This window comes from Xylanibacter muris (genome assembly GCF_013166605.1).
GTDB lineage: Bacteria > Bacteroidota > Bacteroidia > Bacteroidales > Bacteroidaceae > Prevotella > Prevotella muris.
Genome location: NZ_JABKKF010000002.1, coordinates 54,061 through 74,014 on the forward strand (window position 1 = coordinate 54,061; position 19,954 = coordinate 74,014).

Sequence of the window (19,954 nt, forward strand, 5' to 3'; positions counted from 1 at the left end):
GGATATTTTATTGGTTTGTCTAAGTGGATTAGAAACTAAGGCTTTTCAGTTTTGATATTGTCATTTCGTATTCATCAATAAGTGTATTGATGATTTCACTTACGGGTTTTATCTCCTTTATGGCAGATGCGACTTGTCCTATTTCAAGTTCTCCGTTTTCTGTGTCGCCTTCGAATATTCCGCGTTTTGATGCCGCCTTGCCTAATATTTCTTTAAGTTCTTCGGCATGAGCGCCGCGCTCCTCAGCCTCGGCCACTCTGTTATAAAGATGGTTTTTGACAAGCCGTGTCGGCGCGATTTTTTTCAGGCATAACATGGTGTCGCCTTCATCAAGGTTTATACATCTTTTCTTGAATGCTTCGGATGCGGAGCTCTCTTCGGAAAGGGCAAACATCGTTCCTATCTGTACACCGTCGGCACCAAGTGCGGTGGCGGCGGCAAATGCCTGTCCGCTTCCAATACCTCCTGCTGCAATCAAGGGTAATGATGTGGTTTGCCTAACTTGAGGTATAAGGGTCATTGTGGTGGTTTCTTCACGTCCGTTGTGTCCTCCGGCCTCAAAGCCTTCGGCCACAATGGCGTCAACACCGGCCTCTTCGCATTTGAGGGCAAATTTGCTGCTTGACACCACATGGGCCACCTTTATCCCTGCCTCATGAAACTTTGCGGTGTATTTCTTTGGACTTCCTGCAGAAGTGAATACGATTCCCACTTTTTCTGCAATAAGAATGTCTATGAGGCGGTCTATTTCCGGATACATAAGCGGCACGTTCACACCCCACGGCTTATTTGTCGCTGATTTTATTTTATGTATATGTTCGATAAGTGTTTCCGGATGCATGGAGCCGGCTCCAAGTAATCCTAAGCCTCCGGCATTGCTTACGGCTGCTGCCAGTTTCCATCCGCTGCACCATACCATTCCACCTTGTATTATAGGGTAGCGTATACCAAACAAGTTGCAAATTCTGTTCATATATCGGTCCGTTGTCTTGTTATTATGTTTATTCTAAATAAAAAAGTTCCTTTAGCGGGATTGTCACCGGTGAGTTATCCGGATTGACTTCCATAATGTCTGCCATCATGTCCCACCACTTCTGGGTGATTGGGTCAACATTAGCCGTGTCCTGGCTGTTTGTTTCTTTAGAGCATTTCTGCACAGCGAAGAGAATGTTTGTTTCCTTGTCCCAGAAAATACTGTAGTCGCTTACTCCCTGGTCCTTTATCATTTGTTTAAGTTCCGGCCAAATGGCAGCATGACGTTTTTCGTATTCTTCCTCGCATCCTTTTTTAAGAATCATTTTAAATGCAAATCTTTTCATGGTCTTTGTTGTTTTAGTCAGTGATTATTGTTTTATGTTCAGGAAATATCCTAATCTGTATAGATTGAATATAAACAAGTTCGGATTGTTGCCTGTGAGCCATGCCCGTTCCATTCTGCCGAAAAGCCTGTGCCAAAGCTTTATGATATTTGTCAAGGCTGGTATTTTATTGATTTTGCCAACGAGAGACAATATGGCGGTATATCCGTTAAGCTCTTCACTAAATCTGAATAAAGTGCGTAGTCCCTCTTCGCTTTTGTTGATAAACGACTCGTTTGTCTCGAAGTTGTCGAACAATACAGGATTCTGTATATGCGTGATTTTTATTTTATTCTGTTTTAGCTTTTTCCCGAATAATACGTCTTCGTATCCGTAGTTCTTGAATCTTTCATCGAAGAGGTTTTCAAGCATAATGTCGCGTCTGATAAGAAAATTGGCTGTGTGGAAATCCTTATACTTGTTCTTTATCCGTTTTTCAAGAGTATGTTCCGGTTCCGCTTTCCTTTCATAAAGGAACCTTAGGTTGTTTCTGTATTCTTTATGGCTTCCTCCTATTGTAATGCCTCCGTATACCACATCGTTTCCTTCGCTTTCAATATAGGATTTAAGGAAACTCTGGTCTGGTATGGCAAGGTCGCTGTCCAGAAACAGCAGATAGTCATTCTTTGCTTGTTGTGCCATGAAGTTCCTTATACATGAACGCCCTGTATTGTATCCCCTTATGATGTATCTGCAATGAGGCAGGGTGTTTATTTCCATGTTAGCCTTCATGGCATCTTTGTTTGTGGAACCGTCATCGGCTACAATAATCTCGTAAGAGAATCTCCCATGGCTTAAAAAGCAAAGATGCTCGGCCTGAATATGCAGGTCGTATACCATTTTCATACACATATTATTATATGTAGGCAGAAGTATAGATATGCTGTTCTTGGTATGGCCGGCAGTCATATGTGATTTTCTGTTTCGTATGATTATTGTTTCTCTACCCGTTAAATAGTAGTGCAAAAATAGCGAAAATAAATGATAAAAGGCAAAGTTTATACTAAAAAGTTTGGCCTTTATGCAAATAGGTATTAATTTTGCCGGGGTTTAAATTTTAAGAAATGAAAAAAATATTATTAAAGTCATTGACATTATGTGTGATGCTTATGTGTTGTGTTTCAACCAATGCACAGATCGATTTAGGTGAGATTTTGAAAGGCATCGGCAATTCTTCTGAAGGAGCCGGTTCTGGTGATTTGATTTCAAACCTCACATCTGTGTTTTCAAAAGACAAGCAGGCTTCAAAGAAAAGTATAGTTGGGACATGGATATATTCAGAGCCGGCGATAGTGTTTCAGTCAGACAATCTGTTGGCTAAGGCCGGAGCAAAACTGGCAGCGGGAAAGATTGAGAAGAAATTACAGGAGCAATTAGGAAAATATGGTATAAGTGAGGGCGCCTTGCGGTTTACTTTTAATGAAGACGGTACTTTCACGGAAGTGCTGGGCAAGAAAACAATGAAAGGAAAATGGGAGGTGAAGAATTCGGTTTTGAATATCACTTATCTTGGTGTCAGGACCATAACTATAACGACACAGCTTGAAGGAGACAACCTCATGTTCGTTACTGATGCAACCAAACTACTGAATCTTGTACAGATAATAGGTAATAAGTCTTCCAATGCAAATATCAAGACAGTTGCGACTTTGATGAAGAGCGTTAAAGGCATGCAGGCAGGTATAACTCTGAAACGCGAGAAGTGAATCATATAGTTTTTTGTGTAACTATTCGGCACAGACATGGCTGAATAGTTATTTTTTTGTACGTTGACAAATAAAAAGAGTTAAAAAAAGCATTGTATGGTTGTTTTGTGTGTTTATTACCTTAAATAATACGAAAAAATGACTACCTTTGCAGCCGCTGTCACGAGTTGGCGGCATTAAATTCAAACCTAATTAAAAATAAAATTAAAAATGGCAACAAAAATCAGATTGCAGCGCGGCGGTCGTAAGAACTATGCTTTTTACAGTATCGTAATCGCTGATTCAAGAGCACCACGTGATGGTAAATTTACTGAGAAGATTGGTACTTATAACCCCAACACCAATCCGGCCACAGTAGATTTGAATTTTGAACGTGCCCTTCACTGGGTGGAAATTGGCGCACAGCCTACAGACACAGTACGCAATATTCTTAGCCGTGAGGGTGTTTATTTGATGAAGCATCTTCGTTGCGGTGTAAAGAAAGGCGCATTTGACGAAGCTACTGCACAGACGAAGTTTGACGCATGGAAAGCAGACAAGGTAAAGGGACTTGATGCAGTGCGTGACAATGTGGCAAAGGTAAAGAAAGATGCTTATGAGAAAGAACTCGAGGCAGAGAAGAAGATAAACGAAGCTGTAGCGAAGAAAGTGGCGGAAAAGAAAGCTGCCATTGCTGCTGCAAAAGCAGAGGAAGAGGCACAGAAAGCAGCGGAAGCTGCCGCTCCTGCTGAAGGTGAGGCTACAGAAGCACCTGTTGCAGAATAAGTCTTTAGGAGGGATTAGAGTTAAAATTCCCCTGAATAGATTTAGTATAAAACAAGGCAAACATTTGTTGCGTGGAATAATATTCTTAAGGCAGCAGTTGTTTGCCTTTTATTATGGTTCCCGTGAATTTATTGCATATTTGTTTATATTGCATCTGTAATAATTGAATTTATCTTCCAGCGCATTCCGGACACAGTCCCTTGATTACAAATGATGCGGAATGTGGAATAAAACCTTGTGGGAGTTCTATGTCGTGCATTGGTATGTCTTTCATGCAGAATGATTTATGGCATAGCTTACAGTAAAAGTGGATGTGCGCTTCTGAATTATTGCATATTCCTTTTTGAGTGCATAGTTCATAGTTTATAATTCCGCGTCCGTCTTCAAAAGAGTGTACGATGTCGTTTTTCAGAAACAGCGAAAGTACTCTGAATATGCTTGATTTATCCATTGTGGGTAAGGTTTCCTCAATATCGGACAGACTCATCGGACGTGCTTCTTTTATTAGGGTTTTCATTATAAGGATTCTGTTTGATGTCGGTTTCACACCTTTTTCCTCCATACGTTCTGTGATATTGTTTTCTCCCATGTTTTAATTTAAAGTCTGTTATTATTCAAGTAAAAGATAGAACAGGAAACATTATTCTCTTATCTGAGAAATCTTATTGCCGGATATGGCTACAGGCGGGATATCCGGCAATATGATGTGTTGTATGTTTTCAGTTGAAATAATATAAGAAAGTGGCGATACCTTCCAACGCTTTTTTCTTTTGGTCTTTTATTTCTATTGAAAACTTTATTTCAGCCTTCACTGTTCCTCTGAGGTTTGTGATTGAATGCAGGTCTGCCACAAGGCGTATTGATTCTCCTGATTTTACAGCCTGTCCGAATTTCATTTTATCCATGCCGTAGTTCACCATCATTTTCAAGTTGTTCACTTCTATAATCTGATTCCATAGGTAAGGAAGCATGGATAGTGTCAAGTATCCGTGGGCAATTGTCGTTTTGAACGGACTTTCAACTGCCGCACGTTCCGTATCCACGTGAATCCACTGGTGGTCAAGAGTTGCGTCGGCAAAAAGGCTTATACGCTCCTGGGTGAGTTCCACATAGTCTGACACACCTATGTTCTTGCCTAAAAGTGCGGCAAACTCATCATAACTGTTAATTATTACTTTACTCATTTTATGGTTATTATTTAGTTATACCTTAATATTATTGCAAAGTTACGACAAATCTCCGGAATAACCGAGAAAAACGGTAGAAATGACGCTAACCGGCTTGCCGTCAATGCCGTTGCCGGTTGAGCCGGCATTGTAATTAACATCTATTTTCCATGTTTCTGTCTATGTCTCGTTTTTTTGAAGTAATTTTGCATCATATTTATTGTGGCCATATAACAGTTTCTATAAATATTGATTGTTTTTGGTTTGCATAATTATTGTGATATTAAGTTTCAGGAATAAAAAAGCGAGAACGGAAATGCCTCTAAATAATAAAGAAAGCGAATTGCTTGATTACATACGTGAAGGGCGTGAGATGACGCGTGGTCAAAGGCTTAGGCTTATAATCCAGCTTAGCATACCGTCTATACTTTCACAGATGTCGGCTATAATGATGTTCTTTATTGACGCCTCGATGGTGGGCAGCCTTGGTGAAAGACAGGCTGCTTCGGTTGGTCTTGTCGAGTCTACCACATGGTTGTTTGGAGGTCTTACCAGTGCGGCGTCCATGGGCTTTTCCGTTCAGGTGGCACATTTCATAGGTGCCAACGATTTTGACGCTGCACGCCGTGTGTTGCGGCAGGGTATCGTCTGTACATTGATATTCAGTTCCGTCATTTCCCTTACAGCCTTTCTCATACACTCGCGTCTGCCTTTCTGGCTTGGCGGCGGAGAGGATATTGCCCATGACGCATCAATGTATTTTCTTGTGTTTTCAATGGCTGTTCCGTTGCTTCAGTTGTCGAGCCTGTCGGCAAGTATGTTGAAATGTAGCGGCAACATGAAGATTCCGAGCATGTTGAATATTCTTATGTGTATATTGGATGTGGTTTTCAACTATATATTGATATTCGTTGTCGGGCTCGGGGTGATGGGGGCGGCCATGGGAACGTTGCTTGCCCTGCTGACTACAGCCTCGTTGATGTTCTATTTTCTTGTATACCGTTCCAGGCATTTGTCTATAAGCCGTCATGGCGGTTCGTTCATCCCCACCTCTGATTGTGTCAGGACAGCACTTAGGATAGGGGCGCCGATGGGACTTCAGCAGATATTGATGGGAGGTGCACAAATTGTCAGTACGGCGATTGTTGCCCCACTTGGTAATATATCTATTGCCGCGAATACATTTGCGATAACGGTTGAGAGTATCTGCTATATGCCGGGTTATGGTATAGCTGAGGCTGCGACAACTCTTGTCGGGCAGGGGCTTGGAGCAGGGCAGAAAGTTCTGACAAGGAGCTTTGCGCATCTTTCTGTTATGTTGGGTGTGGTCGTGATGACAGTCATGGCAGTTTTGATGTATGTCTTTTCCTACGGACTTATTTCCGTTATGACCCCTGTTGAGGCTATCCGTGAACTTGGTTCTGCCGTTTTGCGCATAGAGGCTTTTGCCGAGCCGATGTTCGCTGCAGCCATAGTGTGTTATGGCGTATTTGTAGGTGCGGGTGATACAGTAAAGCCTGCGGCCATGAATCTTGTCAGTATGTGGGCTGTCCGTTTGTCGCTTGCCGCTGCCTTGGCTCCTGCTTACGGATTGAAAGGTGTCTGGACGGCTATGGCCGTCGAGTTGACATTCAGAGGAGTCATTTTCATTTACAGGCTTTTAAGGGGAAACTGGGCTGATGGAATCATGGCGGATAAAAAGAAATAATAATTTAAAGATAATCGTTATATGAGAGCATTTATTGTAGCATTGGTGTTTGCGATTGCACCGTTGTGTGTCATGTCGCAGGAGAAGGAAGTGTTGTTTGAGACTACGGCAGGTGATATACGTATAATGCTGTATGATGATACACCGCAGCATAGGGATAATTTCCTGAAGTTGGTAAGGATGCACTTTTATGACAGTTTGCTTTTTCATCGTGTCATACCAAATTTTATGATACAGGCAGGTGATCCGAAGAGCAAGACGGCAGAACCTGGTGCGCATCTTGGCACGGGAACACTTGATTATAATATCCCCGCAGAAATACGTTTCCCTAAATATTATCATAAGCGCGGGGCGGTGGCAATGGCGCGTGAAGGCGACAAGACCAATCCTGAGTATAAGTCAGATGCATGTCAGTTTTATATCGTTATAGGTAAGAGAATGTCTTCTGAGGCTGTGCTAAGAACCCAGGAGCATCTTGATACGGTAGCGGCAAGCCCGATAACTCTTACTCCCGGGATAATTGAGACCTATCGTAAGGTTGGCGGAACTCCACATCTTGACGGTACATATACAGTTTTTGGTGAAGTTTTGGAAGGAATGGATGTGGCGGAACGTATTCAGAAAGCCTTTACGGATGATTATGACCGGCCTGTGGATGATATAAGGATATTAAGGGCTACGGTGATCAATGATGATGCCCCGAAGAAATAGAGGGGCGGGGGTAAAATAAAAAGCGGTGAGACATAAATGGTCTTACCGCTTTTTATCGTGGGCAAAGATGGATTCGAACCACCGAAGTCGAGAGACAGCAGATTTACAGTCTGCCCCATTTGGCCACTCTGGAATTTGCCCTTGCCTTTAAAGCGAGTGCAAAGGTATGAATAAAAAAACAGAATACCAAATTTTGTCAGTTGTTTTTTTATTTGACGTTTCATTTTATGTAAAAAAGAGGCATATATTCTTTGATTGGTATGGACGTCAGCTCTAAGTCTGACGTCCATACCAATCAAAGGAGAGATTTCCGCAATGAGGTGTTCTATGTTACAATGAAGAAATTTTATTATTAATATTTTGAACATATATGATGGTGGATATGAGGATAAAAATAATCAATAAAAGGGGAAAATAAAACAAAAATGCCGGTTAGACGGTTAAAAGTAAGTTTAAAATATTCTTTTATATAGAAAAACAATTAACTTTGCAGTCATTTAAAAATAAGGACTAAAATATAACTATCGATTTATTTACTAATATTTTTTTACTAACTAAAATGGCAAAAAGATTTTTGAGTTTTGTTATCCTGTTGGTATGTCTTGGCGGTGTGATACCTGCCAATGCCGCATTCAGGGATATCAAGATTGATTTGACGGACGCTAATTTCCTGACCTCAGACGAGGCTGTTGAAGGGGCGTCATTATCATTTGGTGTTGCTGTCGCAGATGATGGCACACAGACGAGAGTATTAGCCGACGACGCTTCGGCTAATATTGTGCTTACCGGTAATTTCCATACAAGAGAACATGGATGGGGGAATTTCTCGTCCACGGTAGATGTGGAAGGCCCTGTAAGGATATCTATGGGTACTTGTGCGTGGGGCGGTGATGTGACTGTGAAGAATGCCGCCGGAGAAGTGGTTGCGAAATTCAACACTAATACCGGTGCGTGCTATCACAATGACAAGAATGCCAATATCGCCTCTGCATACTACAAAGGCACGGATGCGACCACATTGACAATTTCCGGTGGTAGCTACACTCCTTATATTGCAGTGGAAAAGGTCGATCCGTCGGACCTGGTTGACGAGGCGACTGTGACATTCTCCCTTGGAGATATGACGGCTGAAGGCGATTTGTTGCCGGAAGCTCAGAAAGTGGAGGTCGGCTCAAAGGTTGTGGTTCCGGCCAACCGCACGTTGTATATAGAGGGCAAGACACTTACGGGATGGACTGACGGCACGGCTACATACGCCATAGGAGAAGAACTTACAGTGAGCGAGGATATAACCCTTACGCCTGTGTTTACCGACAATACCGTGTCTGTTGCAGACCGTACGGATGCTGTAACGTTGAAATGGGATTTCCAGAGACAGAACGGTGCGCCGTTGATGAGTTATCAGAACAAGACCGGAATATACGTTACTCAGGCCGTGGTAAATGGCCGGACAATAGACGTTAAGCTCGACTTTGACACCAATAACGGCGGAAAGATAGCCAATGGCAACTGGACAGACTGGTGCCAGATGAATAACGGAACCAAACTTTCCGTTCCTTCGTGCAAGGGTGCGGCCGTATCTCTTGAAGCGTATGAGACAATAACAACCACTACGATAGACGGCCAGAATGATTACACACAGGCCAATACCATAAGCTATATTATTGGCAATACGGCGGAAATAGTCGATATTGTTATTGGCAACGGTTCTTATTATAGATATGTAAGCGTTGTGTTGCCGGTGTTGGCCTCAGGCGGTAAAACATATACGGATGAATATGCAGGCGCGGTATGGAATTTCAATGCAGACAAGGATTTTGTTGCGGCCAATACTGTTGCCCCAGCAGACGGATTCTCTTCTGCCGTAGCTAATATAGGCGATCTTGAAGTGACAGGAACAGGAACCGGTCAGGCGAAGGATGCGGACGGAAATTTAGTGAGATTCCTTAAATTAAAACCGTCAGGCTCTACGAAAGCTGCGGAATGGACCGTGAAGCCGTCCAAGGGACTTGTTTTCACACCTACAAAAGTCAGTGCATATATCCAGCGTTTCGGAACGGATGCCGAGAATGGAGTGACGGTCAGCGCTATTCTTGCTGACGGCACCCAGGAAACATTGGGAACTTTCACCGCACCGCGTGCAAATAAAGACAAGGATAGTGATAAATTTGGCAACAGAGACAATTATACCAATCAGTTTGTTATAGAACTCACAAAAGAGCAGCAGGCAAAGTTTGCTTCTGCCGATGGGTTCACAATGTCTGCCACAGTCGGTGTGGGAAGTACAAAGGAAGGCGGATTCAGCGATGTGCGCATCGAAGGCGTTTTGAACGGAACGGTTGAGAATGTGGCAAGATATACTCTTGCAACTGCTGTGAGTCCAGAGAATGCAGGAACGGTAAACGTTTATCCCGCAGGTACAGAGTTTGAGGACGGTACGGAGATAAGACTTACAGCTAAAAAGAATTTTGGATATAAGTTCGTGAATTGGACTGACGCTTCCGGAAATGTGGTGTCGGAGTCGGAACAGTTTACACATACCTTGAATGCCGATGAAGTGTTTACGGCAAATTTCCAAAAACTCAACACCTATTCATTAGACATAACCGTGTTGAAGCCTGCCAATGGCTATATGGTGACTGCAACTCCTGAACCGGCAATCGTTGACGGAAAGAAAATGTATGAGGAAGGAACTAATGTCACTCTCACGGCTACAGGAAACAAGATAATGACATTCACTAACTGGAGTAACGGTGAGACGTCAAATACCATTTCCGTTCTTATGGATCAGGATATAGCCCTTACTGCGAATTTCTCTGCAATAGACTTTATTGTCGGTTGGGATTTCATTCTAAGGGGTAACGACGGACGTGTGGCTGACTTTGCCGCTGCAGAAAACGATGCCGCATCTTTGATTCTGAGGAATGAGGCTGGCGAGACCAGCGGATGGCTTGACAAGAGTTATGAGGCTGACAATAGCGGTTATGAAGGCGGCCACTGTGCCGTGAACTGGAGAACGACAGGCTTGGGAGACTACTATTGGCAGACGATGGTGAATGCAGAGGCGTTCACGGATATTAAGGTAAGCAGTGCCATGCTTTATAACTATAATGCCTATACGACCTATAATGTTGAGTATTCGCTTGACGGCAATGAGTGGAAACGTATTGGCAGTATAAATATTGAGGGTAGAAAGAACTGGAAAGAGGAAGAGTTCGCACTGCCGAAGGATGCGGACAATAAAAAGTCTGTATACATCCGTTGGATAGCAGACAAGACATCGGATATTGACGGTACTACATCGGATAATGACGGTATTGCAATAAGCAAGATATTTATCACCGGAGCAGAGAACCACATTAATGACGGAAAGGCTCCTGTACTTGTATCCACCGTGCCGGAAAACGGAAACGCTAATGCTTCCGCAAACGGAAAGATCATCCTTACATTTGACGAGAAGGTAGTGGTGGCTGAAGGCGTGAAGGCAACACTTGCTTCTGCGACAGGTTCCGCTAAGATGGAATTAAGCCCTGTGGTATCCGGCAAGACAGTCATATTTGAGTATAAGGGATTGGAATACTCCACGGAATACATCTTCTCACTTCCTTCAAAGAGTGTCTCAGACCTTACGGAGAATTTCAATGAGAATGAGATTACGATTTCGTTCAGCACGAAAACACGTCCGGCCGTAACAAAAGCCATGTATGACTTCATCGTTCCTGACAACGGAGATTTCAAGGCAGCGATAGCGGCGGCAGCAAAGCGTGCCGACACTTCGGTGCGTTTCAGAATATTCATCAAACAGGGGGCATATACAATTCCGGCAAGTGAGACAGAGACCGTCACCGGTTGTGACGGTGTGGCTTATCCGAGTCCTATCACATATATAACTTCGCCTAACATTTCAATTATAGGTGAGGGAATGGATAACACGTCTGTTGTCAATACATTGCCTGATGTTGAAGTTCCCGGGGATAATGGACCTAAGAATCCTATAGAGGGACTTCATAATAATCAGACCATTGACCTTGGCAAGGCTGCGGTAAATACATATATACAGGATATAACCGTCAAGAACGGTATGAAGGATTCACGCGGACGTAACGCGGCACTTGAGGACAACTCAAACAAGACTGTCTGCAAGAATGTATGTCTGCACGGCTATCAGGATACGTACCTGTCGAACAACCAGAACGGACGGTTCTATTTCGAGAACGGACGTCTGCGCGGACGCACTGACTTCCTTTGCGGCAAGGGTGACGTATATTATAATGGTGTGAACCTTGTGATATGCGACAACGGATATATTGCCGTTCCTTCCACACCGAAGCAGTATGGATATATATTCAAGGACTGTGAGATTAACGGCGAGAAGAACGATGTGAACGGCAAGTATACCCTTGGACGTCCATGGGGTGACGGAACTCCGATAGCGCTGTTTATCAATACCAAGATGAATGTCCAGCCGAGTGCGGTAGGATGGAATGAGATGGGAACAGGCTGGCCGAAGAGATTTGCGGAGTACAATTCCGTTACTTCCAACGGCACTGTTATCGACCTCAGCAACCGTAAGAAGACATTTGGCGACGGTCACGAGAACAATCCTGTTCTGAGTGCCGCAGAAGCTGCCCAGATGACAATCGCCACGGTGATGGGTGCTGACGATGATTGGGATCCTACGGCTGCCACAGAGCAGGCTTCGGCTCCGAAGAATGTCAGGCTGGCAGGTAATGAGCTTACATGGGACAACAGCGATTATGTTCTTTGCTGGGCAATTTGCGAGAACGGAAAAGTGATTGCGTTCACAACAGAAAACTCCTATAAGGTGGCTGATACCGAATCTAAGTATTCCGTGCGTGCCGCCAATGAGATGGGAGGCCTTGGCGAGGCGGCCGATGCAACCGTATTGTCCGGTATAAGCAATGTGGAGAATGCGGCCGGTGTTGTCAACACATTGTATTACAACATGCAGGGTATAAGAGTAGACGAGTCTTATAAAGGCACGGTTGTGAAAGTGCAGGTAATGAGCGACGGGGGCAGAACCGTAGTAAAGCAGAACAGGCAATAGAACCTGTTTGTATAATTATGGCAAAAAAGGCATTCGGATGAAAATTTCCGAATGCCTCTTTTTATTAGTTGAAGAACGGTGGTTCTTCCGTCCGCCGACAAATGTTATCGTTGAATACAATTCTTACAACCAGAAACAGACTAAAAACCTTAGAACATTCCTTTCATTAATACTATCCGGTTTTCATTTTTTTCCGAAGTTTGCCTCTGTTTCTATAACCTTATGTCTTTATAGGCCTTTCTCTCAAATTCTTCTTTGTTCTGTAATACGGTGTGTAAGTCGGATATCCGTATGCTGTTTCCTTATTATTATGCGGCAAAGGTAATGGTAATATCGGTATGTCGGGTTTTATGTGTATGGAAAAAGAAAGTAAAGGCCTTTGTTCTTGATGTATGTCAATGAGGACATGAGGGTTAAGGGCAGTCCTGTTGCAGGCATAGTTCTTTGTCAACCATATTGGTCAGTTCAACAAACTGGTTGATTGTAAGCTGTTCGGGACGCTTTGTCATAATGTCGTGAGCGAAGAAAGCGTCGGCTGACGGCTTTCCGGGGAATATCTGCCGCAGGCTCACGCGCAGCATCTTACGCCGTTGGTTGAAAACGGTTTTCACTACTCTTTTGAACAGACTTTCATTGCATCCGAGGTCGGTCACATCGTTGCGTGTCATTCTGATGACGGCGCTTTTTACTTTTGGCGGCGGATTAAATACATTTTCGTCAACGGTAAACAGATATTCCACATCATACCATGCCTGTATTAGTACGCTTAATATTCCGTATGCCTTGTTTCCCGGCTCCGATGCCATACGCAATGCCACTTCACGCTGTATCATTCCAGTACAGCATGGTATAAGTTCCTTATTGTCAAGCATCTTGAAGAATATCTGTGACGATATGTCATAAGGATAGTTTCCTGTAAGTACGAACCGGCGTCCTCCGAAAATGCCGCTAAGGTCCATACGCAGGAAATCTTCTCCGATTATATTGTCGTTGAGGCTTGGAAAGTTTTCACGCAGGTATTCCACCGATTCCGTGTCTATTTCTACCACTTTCACCTCGCGCTGTTTTTCTGTAAGATATTGTGTTAGCACGCCCATGCCCGGCCCAACTTCCAGTATGGGGATGTCCTTACATGCGTCTACGGTGTCTGCTATACGTTTTGCAATATTCAGGTCTGTCAGAAAATGCTGGCCTAAATTCTTCTTTGGTCTTACTTGTTTCATATTATTGATGATGCGGCTGTCGATTCCCGAATGCAGCTTAGCTTTTGCAAAGGTAAAAAAAGAAACCGATGCCGCCAAATTAATTATGTGCAAAAGCAAAGGGCGGTGGAATTGGCATCGGATTCATATATAAAAAGCGGACTGCCGTTCACCTTGCGGTTGCGGACAGTCCGGCTTCCTCTTTCTATTAATATTTGCTATTCTATAATTCTGGTCTTTTGGAACTTCACTATGTTTTGGTTGCGTTGCAGCAATGATACCTGTACATTGTGAATGCGCAGACCACCGCCCCATGCCGCTCCGTTCTTTACATTGTCCGTGACGTCTTGTTCTATGATGTTTATTCTTGTGCATTTCTCTGGTAACGGCGGATATATGTCGAAACTGCATATCCATTCTCCGGAAACGCCTTTTATGTTGTAGCTCATGTCCATCGGTAGTCCGTCATAAGTGCCTTTTACATAATATCTTTTGCCTGTTTCCGCATCTTCGATGTAATCGCCGGATGTTCTCTGGAAATAATGCATGTCCCATTGCAGTTGTGTGAGGCTGGCCACAACGGTGCATTCCTTTGTACACCAGATGGCGACAGGGTTCAAGGAACCGTTCCGGTTTACCACCGGTGGCGCCACAGCTGTCTCGTTGCCGTATATGGGAAAGGTGTATTTGTCTTCCTTGTTGTAATTTGCGGGATCTTTTATTACTGATACTTTTGGGATAACGGGCAGTGTCTTGTCATACTTGATTTTATCATTACTGATGGCTTTTGGAGTTGTGCATGAGGCCGCAATCAGACAGCCAAGCAGAAAAATGTTTTTTATTCTCATATCTCTTCAATGTCTTTAATATTTATAATCCTATATTCACTCCCGGTCCAATTGTCCAGGTGCCAGAATCTGATGTGTTTTACATTGTCGGGCAACGGAGGGAACTCCAGTGTCACCGCCCATCTCTTTCCTTTCATGTTGGTTACAACAAATCCGTCTCCTCCGAATACGGCAGTTTCGTCCTTGACGCGGCGTGCCTTGTAATGGTCGCCTGTTTCCACGTCTTCTATGAATGTCCTGTTTTCTTTTCCTCCAATCTTGTACAGTCCGACATTGTCGCGGCATGTGCAAATCAGCGTTACGTATGTGCAGTCATCGGTACGTTTGATTCTCACTCCGTTTTTTATTGATGACTGTCCGGTATATTCCGGCATGTCGTTGTATACAGGAATGTTTTTCTTTGTCTTCGTCTGTCTTACGTTCTTCACCGTTTCCATGTTCTTTGCCGTTTCCATATTCTTGGGCATGTCGGCATTCTTGCTCTCAGTCTGGCTCGCATCCTTTGCCATTGCTGGCTGTGCTTTGGTTTGTGGGATTTCTCTCTTGGCCTCTTTTTTGCTTTCCGGCACGAGCCTGCTCTCTACCGTGTGTTTCACGGTTCTTGTAATCTTCTCCTCTGCTGTTGTGATGGCATTCTCTACTTTTTCTATTGCCATAGGCTTGGCAAAGGCGGTTATGGCAAGTGCCGCCACAGGGATGGCGCACAGAGCCTTGAGCATCATCCATCTGTTTGTCTTCTTGTTGTACATCATTATTATTCTGCGTTTTAGTGAACTGTGGTTGAGACAGTTTGTGAACAGCTGCAGACGTTCACCAACGGCCTTCATCACAAGTAATTGTTGATATGTTTTTGCATCGATGCCTTTGTTTATTACAGCCTGGTCCGCTTCAAACTCATGAACAGCCCTGAGGTCACGGCCCAAGAACCAGATGAAGGGATTGAACCATTGCATTATCTTCATGACTCCGAGTAGCATCAGATCGTATGTATGCCCGAGGCGTATGTGTTCCTGCTCGTGGGTCAGGATATATGTGCGGTAGGTTTCATAATCATTTACCGACATTACAATATATTTCAGTACGCTGAACGAAGATATGTCGTTTGTCTTCAATATGATAGTGTTGCCGTAACAGTCTGTATGCCGCAACCCGCCGCGCATGTAGCGCAGGAGTGTCACAAACTGTATTGCCGCGATACACAGCATTATCACCACCCCTGCCAAATAAATTATGACAGCATAGACCGCCCATTCGTGATGTTCGGGTGTGTCTGCAATATCTTTGACGGATATGGCGGTATATGTGAAATCACGTTCTATTTGGTACAGTCCCTCGTTGACAACTGTAGGGGTCGTGGTTGTCAATTGTATGAGAGGTATTGTCAGTGCCGCCGCCATTATGCCGACAAGCATTATGCGGTTGAAACGGTGGAATGTCTCCTTACTCAGAAAAGTGAAGAAACAGCAGTATAGCATTGCCAGCGTGATGGCAGATTTGAATATGAATATCATAAGCGGTAAATAAATTAGTGTGATGTTGTCAGGAACGGCCGTTACTCCTTATCATATTCAGTATCTGTTCGATGTCCTCATCCGATATATCTTCGCTTTGTGCAAAGAAATGAAGCATGGCTTTCGCGGAGTTGCCGAAGAGTGTGCTTTTTGTCTCCTGCATAAACAGAGAGGTGTATCTCTGTCTTGTCAATAGCGGGTAAAAATAGAAAGTCTTGTTTCCTGCCTCGGCTTTCCTGTAATTGATGAATCCTTTTTTAGTAAGTATTTTAAGGAACGTGGCAATGGTGGAGTAGGCGGGTTTGGGGTCCGGATACTTCTCTATAATGCTGTGCGTACTCATTGCATCCTCACTGTTCCAAAGAATGTTCATGATTTCCATCTCGGCACGTGTCAGTGTCTTTTCCTCACTGTTTCGTTTCATATTATCTAAATTTTTAGTTTATGTATTTAATGTTTTAGATATTGTACTCCAAAGATACTATGAAAAATGAAACCTCTGCAAGAAATTTACTAAAAACAAACGGTAGTATGAAATCTTTTAACTTTTATTATTAGATATTCTTCATGCTTTCTTAGATATTAAGTTTTTGTGTTCCATATTCTGTTTATCGGAGGATCTGGTTGGTGATAAAGGAATGTGTGGCTTTACAGTGTCCGGTATGATGCGACAAGCCGGACAGGTGTGTGTCTTATTTAATATCGAAATGCAGTGCCGTTATGCTGATTCCATAAGACTGTCGGTGCAATAAAGTGTACAGCCGTGAAAAACCTTTGTTTTTATTTTGCTCTTATTATGATTTGCAGTATCTTTGCAGATGATATGGAATTGAAGAATCTTACGAATAACTTCGCCAAAGTTGTATTACCGTTAACGTTGGGAGGCGCGATACTGTATTGGATGTACCGTGGTTTCGACTTCAAGAGCGTAAGGAATGTTCTTTTCAATGAAATGGACTGGACATGGATGTTGCTGTCTTTCCCTTTCGGAATATTGGCACAGATTATAAGAGGATGGAGATGGAGACTAACACTGAATCCTGTCGGTGAGTATCCGCGCCTTTCGGTCAGTATCAATTCCATATTTCTTTCTTATGCGTCAAGTCTTGTCGTTCCGCGTATAGGCGAGTTCACGCGTTGCGGGATATTGAAGAGGTATGATGATGTTTCCTTCCCTAAATCCTTGGGAACTGTTGTCACAGAGAGAGCCATAGATTCTTTGCTTGTCATGGTTGTGGCCGGCATTACACTGTTGTTGCAGTTCAGGGTATTCGGTATATTCTTCGATGAGACAGGCACAAGCATAGACAGTCTTTTTTCCCGTTTCTCACCTGCCGGATATGCCGTGACCGCTCTTTGTGGAGCGGTGGCCTTAGGATTTTTTGCGTTCCTTCTTAAGAGGCTTTCTATATATAATAAGGTGAAGACCACCTTGAGCGGAATATGGCAAGGCGTGATGTCGCTGAGGAGAATGGACAATGTCCCGTTGTTTGTTCTGATGACGATAGGTATATGGGCATGCTATTTCCTGCATTATTATCTTGCGTTCTTTTGTTTCGGCTTTACAGAGAATCTCGGCATGGCGTGTGGCATGGTCACATTCGTCGTCGGGAGCATAGCCGTCCTGGTGCCGACGCCCAATGGCGCGGGGCCATGGCATTTTGCCGTTAAGACAATGCTCATACTGTATGGCGTGGCGGATGAGAAGGCGCTTTATTTCGTTTTGATAGTACATTCCGTGCAGACAATGCTTGTTGTCTTGCTTGGAATATGGGCATGGGTCGGTTTGATGTTTACCGGACGCCGTGTCGCAGCAAGAGATATGACCGTATCTTGATATGATATGATTTCAGGATACAGAATGATAAGAACACTATAAATATTAAGCTATGAGTGAAATTAAAAACTTAAAACCGGAGTGTATATGGCGCAATTTTCATGCGCTGACACAAGTTCCCCGTCCGTCGGGACACCTTGAAAAAGTACAGGACTTTCTTCTTGACTTCGCAAAAGGAGCAGGAGTAGAGGCCTTTAAGGATGAGGCTGGAAATATTGTTATGCGGAAGCCTGCGTCAGAAGGAATGGAAAACAGAAAGGGTGTGATACTTCAGGCCCACATGGACATGGTTCCGCAGAAGTCGAAGGCCAGCACACATAATTTTGAGACCGACCCGATAGAAACCTATATAGACGGCGAATGGGTAAAGGCAAAGGAAACCACACTTGGCGCGGATGACGGTATCGGTGTCGCTGCCATAATGGCTGTCATGGAAGACAGGACATTGAGGCATGGTCCCGTTGAGGCTCTTATCACCGCTGACGAGGAAACCGGAATGTATGGTGCCAACGACCTTCCCGAGAATGAGCTCAACGGAGATATTCTTCTTAACCTTGATTCCGAGACATGGGGAAAGTTCGTAATCGGAAGTGCCGGAGGTATTGATGTTACAGCCGAATTGGGCTATAAGGAGACAGAGACGGATGAGTCTGACGTGGCTGTGAAGATATCGTTGAAAGGCCTGCGCGGCGGACACTCCGGTCTTGAGATTCATGAGGGACGCGGAAACGCCAACAAGCTCATGGTGCGTATCGTGCGTGATGCCGTTGCCGGATGTGAGGCTCGCCTGGCCACATGGCACGGTGGCAATATGAGGAATGCTATTCCTTTTGAATGCGAGACGGTGCTGACGCTGCCGAAGGAGAATGTCGAGGACATAAAGGAGCTTGTTGCCGGTTATAAGAGCGTTTTTGACAATGAGTATAAGGGCATAGAGAGCGGCATGACCCTCACCGTGGAGGAGACAGAGGCGCCTAAGTGTCAGGTTCCGGAAGATATTCAGGATAATCTTATAGACGCTATTTACGGTTGCCACAACGGTGTGCTGCGTATGATACCAGCTATACCCGGTGTGGTCGAGACATCATCCAATCTTGCCATAATAGACATCGCCGATGGCAAGGCAGTGTTGAAGATACTTGCACGCTCTTCAAGCGAGAGCATGAAGGAATATATTGCAAACACGCTTGCCGGCTGCTTCAATATGGCCGGAATGAAGGTTACGCTCAGCGGAAGCTACAGCGGATGGGATCCGAATACAGACAGCGAGATACTGAAGCTTCTGGAGAAGGAGTATAAGGAGCTGTTCGGAAGCGATGCTGTAGAACAGGTGGACCATGCAGGTCTGGAGTGCTCTGTGATATTGGGAAAATATCCCGGACTCGACGTAGTCTCCTTAGGTCCTACGCTGCGTTCACCGCATACCACAACCGAGCGTTGCCATATCCCGACGGTAGAGCCGTTCTGGATGTTGCTGAAGAAGACACTTGAGGATATTCCTGTTAAGTAAAAGGTAATGTTATATACAGGATAAACGGTATACATCCCGGGAATATGAGGAATAACGGCTGTGGCCCTGTTCTTTATACCCGAATACATCATTATACGGGCGGATATGTTGTTAAGCACATGTCCGCCCGTATTTTATCATCAGCAGATTCAGAATGCTGAAACGACACGTTCCCAAACTTTAAAAGGCCCGTCCGCAAACTCGAAAGTGCCGGTTCATAAACCTTCCGACTTAAGTCGGAAGCTTTTCAGACAGGCACTTTGCGGTTTGCGGACGCGTCATTTCCGGGAATAGGTCGACATGCTTTTAGCTTTATTACTATATCGGTTCACAATATCACCATTTCAGGTTTACACTATTCCTGCCGTAGGTTTACTTCCTGTTTTAATTCCATACAGGTGATTGGTGCAGGTCGCAGACCAGAGGTTTTCTATGCATGTGAATAAGATGACTTACGTTTACACGACAATCCACGGCATTGTCCTTGTTGCGGTTGCAAATAAGGCAATAACTGTCGCTTAAATGTTGAAATCGAACATGATTGAAAGAATTTATCAATTATTT

General features: G+C 44.1%; 16 protein-coding genes and 1 tRNA gene. 7 read left to right on the plus strand and 10 right to left on the minus strand.

The window, feature by feature from the left end:
• Positions 1 to 28 precede the first annotated feature (28 nt).
• Genes HPS56_RS02320 through HPS56_RS02330 form a run of 3 tightly spaced genes read right to left on the minus strand, consistent with a single transcriptional unit; the run spans position 29 to position 2,267 of the window.
• Entirely contained in the window at positions 29 to 973 is a 945-nt protein-coding gene (locus HPS56_RS02320; protein ID WP_172273269.1) for an NAD(P)H-dependent flavin oxidoreductase, read from the minus strand.
• 28 nt (positions 974 to 1,001) lie between these two features.
• Positions 1,002 to 1,319 (minus strand): L-rhamnose mutarotase, encoded by a 318-nt coding sequence (gene rhaM, locus HPS56_RS02325; RefSeq protein WP_172273272.1) that lies wholly within the window; start codon positions 1,317 to 1,319, stop codon positions 1,002 to 1,004.
• A gap of 24 nt (positions 1,320 to 1,343) precedes the next feature.
• Positions 1,344 to 2,267 (minus strand): glycosyltransferase family 2 protein, encoded by a 924-nt coding sequence (locus HPS56_RS02330; protein WP_349665775.1) that lies wholly within the window; start codon positions 2,265 to 2,267, stop codon positions 1,344 to 1,346.
• 155 nt (positions 2,268 to 2,422) lie between these two features.
• Here HPS56_RS02330 and HPS56_RS02335 point away from each other — a divergent pair, with 155 nt between their 5' ends.
• Positions 2,423 to 3,064, plus strand: a complete 642-nt coding sequence (locus HPS56_RS02335) for a lipocalin-like domain-containing protein (RefSeq protein WP_172273278.1) — start codon at positions 2,423 to 2,425, stop codon at positions 3,062 to 3,064.
• A gap of 210 nt (positions 3,065 to 3,274) precedes the next feature.
• Positions 3,275 to 3,829: a 30S ribosomal protein S16 gene (locus tag HPS56_RS02340; protein ID WP_172273281.1), complete on the plus strand. Its 555-nt coding sequence runs from the start codon at positions 3,275 to 3,277 to the stop codon at positions 3,827 to 3,829.
• 169 nt (positions 3,830 to 3,998) lie between these two features.
• Here HPS56_RS02340 and HPS56_RS02345 read toward each other — a convergent pair whose 3' ends face one another.
• Complete coding sequence (locus tag HPS56_RS02345) at positions 3,999 to 4,418, minus strand: Fur family transcriptional regulator (RefSeq protein WP_172273284.1); 420 nt, start codon at positions 4,416 to 4,418, stop codon at positions 3,999 to 4,001.
• 130 nt (positions 4,419 to 4,548) lie between these two features.
• Positions 4,549 to 5,013, minus strand: coding sequence for a MaoC family dehydratase (locus HPS56_RS02350; RefSeq protein ID WP_172273287.1), 465 nt, complete (start codon positions 5,011 to 5,013; stop codon positions 4,549 to 4,551).
• Positions 5,014 to 5,311: 298 nt separating this feature from the next.
• On the opposite strand from HPS56_RS02350, the gene HPS56_RS02355 reads away from it, so the two are divergent.
• On the plus strand, positions 5,312 to 6,703 hold the full coding sequence (locus HPS56_RS02355) for an MATE family efflux transporter (protein ID WP_172273290.1): 1,392 nt from the start codon (positions 5,312 to 5,314) through the stop codon (positions 6,701 to 6,703).
• A 21-nt stretch (positions 6,704 to 6,724) separates the two neighbouring features.
• Positions 6,725 to 7,414, plus strand: a complete 690-nt coding sequence (locus HPS56_RS02360; protein ID WP_172273293.1) for a peptidylprolyl isomerase — start codon at positions 6,725 to 6,727, stop codon at positions 7,412 to 7,414.
• 58 nt (positions 7,415 to 7,472) lie between these two features.
• Here the strand turns inward: HPS56_RS02360 and HPS56_RS02365 are convergent.
• A tRNA-Tyr gene (locus HPS56_RS02365) sits at positions 7,473 to 7,555 on the minus strand.
• 418 nt (positions 7,556 to 7,973) lie between these two features.
• Here HPS56_RS02365 and HPS56_RS02370 point away from each other — a divergent pair.
• Entirely contained in the window at positions 7,974 to 12,482 is a 4,509-nt protein-coding gene (locus tag HPS56_RS02370; RefSeq protein ID WP_172273296.1) for a pectinesterase family protein, read from the plus strand.
• 413 nt (positions 12,483 to 12,895) lie between these two features.
• Here HPS56_RS02370 and rsmA read toward each other — a convergent pair whose 3' ends face one another.
• The 4 genes from rsmA to HPS56_RS02390 all read right to left on the minus strand — a co-directional run bounded on the left by rsmA (position 12,896) and on the right by HPS56_RS02390 (position 16,467).
• The gene (gene rsmA / locus HPS56_RS02375) at positions 12,896 to 13,705 is read right to left on the minus strand and encodes a 16S rRNA (adenine(1518)-N(6)/adenine(1519)-N(6))-dimethyltransferase RsmA (RefSeq protein ID WP_172273299.1); all 810 of its coding nucleotides are present in this window, start codon (positions 13,703 to 13,705) and stop codon (positions 12,896 to 12,898) included.
• A 197-nt stretch (positions 13,706 to 13,902) separates the two neighbouring features.
• Complete coding sequence (locus tag HPS56_RS02380) at positions 13,903 to 14,532, minus strand: hypothetical protein (protein WP_172273302.1); 630 nt, start codon at positions 14,530 to 14,532, stop codon at positions 13,903 to 13,905.
• Entirely contained in the window at positions 14,529 to 16,043 is a 1,515-nt protein-coding gene (locus HPS56_RS02385; RefSeq protein WP_172273305.1) for a M56 family metallopeptidase, read from the minus strand. Before HPS56_RS02385 ends, HPS56_RS02380 begins: the two co-directional genes overlap by 4 nt.
• A 28-nt stretch (positions 16,044 to 16,071) precedes the next feature.
• Positions 16,072 to 16,467: a BlaI/MecI/CopY family transcriptional regulator gene (locus HPS56_RS02390; protein WP_172273308.1), complete on the minus strand. Its 396-nt coding sequence runs from the start codon at positions 16,465 to 16,467 to the stop codon at positions 16,072 to 16,074.
• 399 nt (positions 16,468 to 16,866) lie between these two features.
• Between HPS56_RS02390 and HPS56_RS02395 the strand changes: the two genes are divergently transcribed.
• Together HPS56_RS02395 and HPS56_RS02400 are read left to right on the plus strand one after the other, a co-directional pair.
• Positions 16,867 to 17,880 (plus strand): lysylphosphatidylglycerol synthase transmembrane domain-containing protein, encoded by a 1,014-nt coding sequence (locus tag HPS56_RS02395; RefSeq protein WP_172273311.1) that lies wholly within the window; start codon positions 16,867 to 16,869, stop codon positions 17,878 to 17,880.
• 52 nt (positions 17,881 to 17,932) lie between these two features.
• Positions 17,933 to 19,390, plus strand: coding sequence for an aminoacyl-histidine dipeptidase (locus HPS56_RS02400; protein ID WP_172273313.1), 1,458 nt, complete (start codon positions 17,933 to 17,935; stop codon positions 19,388 to 19,390).
• Positions 19,391 to 19,954: the final 564 nt, after the last annotated feature.

Coding starts and splice junctions, on each gene's coding strand:
- HPS56_RS02340 (WP_172273281.1), top strand. CDS start 3,275: ATGGCAACAAAAATCAGATTGCAGCGCGGCGGTCGTAAGAACTATGCT.
- HPS56_RS02390 (WP_172273308.1), bottom strand. CDS start 16,467: ATGAAACGAAACAGTGAGGAAAAGACACTGACACGTGCCGAGATGGAA.
- HPS56_RS02370 (WP_172273296.1), top strand. CDS start 7,974: ATGGCAAAAAGATTTTTGAGTTTTGTTATCCTGTTGGTATGTCTTGGC.
- HPS56_RS02385 (WP_172273305.1), bottom strand. CDS start 16,043: ATGATATTCATATTCAAATCTGCCATCACGCTGGCAATGCTATACTGC.
- HPS56_RS02360 (WP_172273293.1), top strand. CDS start 6,725: ATGAGAGCATTTATTGTAGCATTGGTGTTTGCGATTGCACCGTTGTGT.
- HPS56_RS02330 (WP_349665775.1), bottom strand. CDS start 2,267: ATGACTGCCGGCCATACCAAGAACAGCATATCTATACTTCTGCCTACA.
- HPS56_RS02350 (WP_172273287.1), bottom strand. CDS start 5,013: ATGAGTAAAGTAATAATTAACAGTTATGATGAGTTTGCCGCACTTTTA.
- HPS56_RS02335 (WP_172273278.1), top strand. CDS start 2,423: ATGAAAAAAATATTATTAAAGTCATTGACATTATGTGTGATGCTTATG.
- rhaM (WP_172273272.1), bottom strand. CDS start 1,319: ATGAAAAGATTTGCATTTAAAATGATTCTTAAAAAAGGATGCGAGGAA.
- HPS56_RS02355 (WP_172273290.1), top strand. CDS start 5,312: ATGCCTCTAAATAATAAAGAAAGCGAATTGCTTGATTACATACGTGAA.
- HPS56_RS02320 (WP_172273269.1), bottom strand. CDS start 973: ATGAACAGAATTTGCAACTTGTTTGGTATACGCTACCCTATAATACAA.
- HPS56_RS02380 (WP_172273302.1), bottom strand. CDS start 14,532: ATGAGAATAAAAAACATTTTTCTGCTTGGCTGTCTGATTGCGGCCTCA.
- rsmA (WP_172273299.1), bottom strand. CDS start 13,705: ATGAAACAAGTAAGACCAAAGAAGAATTTAGGCCAGCATTTTCTGACA.
- HPS56_RS02400 (WP_172273313.1), top strand. CDS start 17,933: ATGAGTGAAATTAAAAACTTAAAACCGGAGTGTATATGGCGCAATTTT.
- HPS56_RS02395 (WP_172273311.1), top strand. CDS start 16,867: ATGGAATTGAAGAATCTTACGAATAACTTCGCCAAAGTTGTATTACCG.
- HPS56_RS02345 (WP_172273284.1), bottom strand. CDS start 4,418: ATGGGAGAAAACAATATCACAGAACGTATGGAGGAAAAAGGTGTGAAA.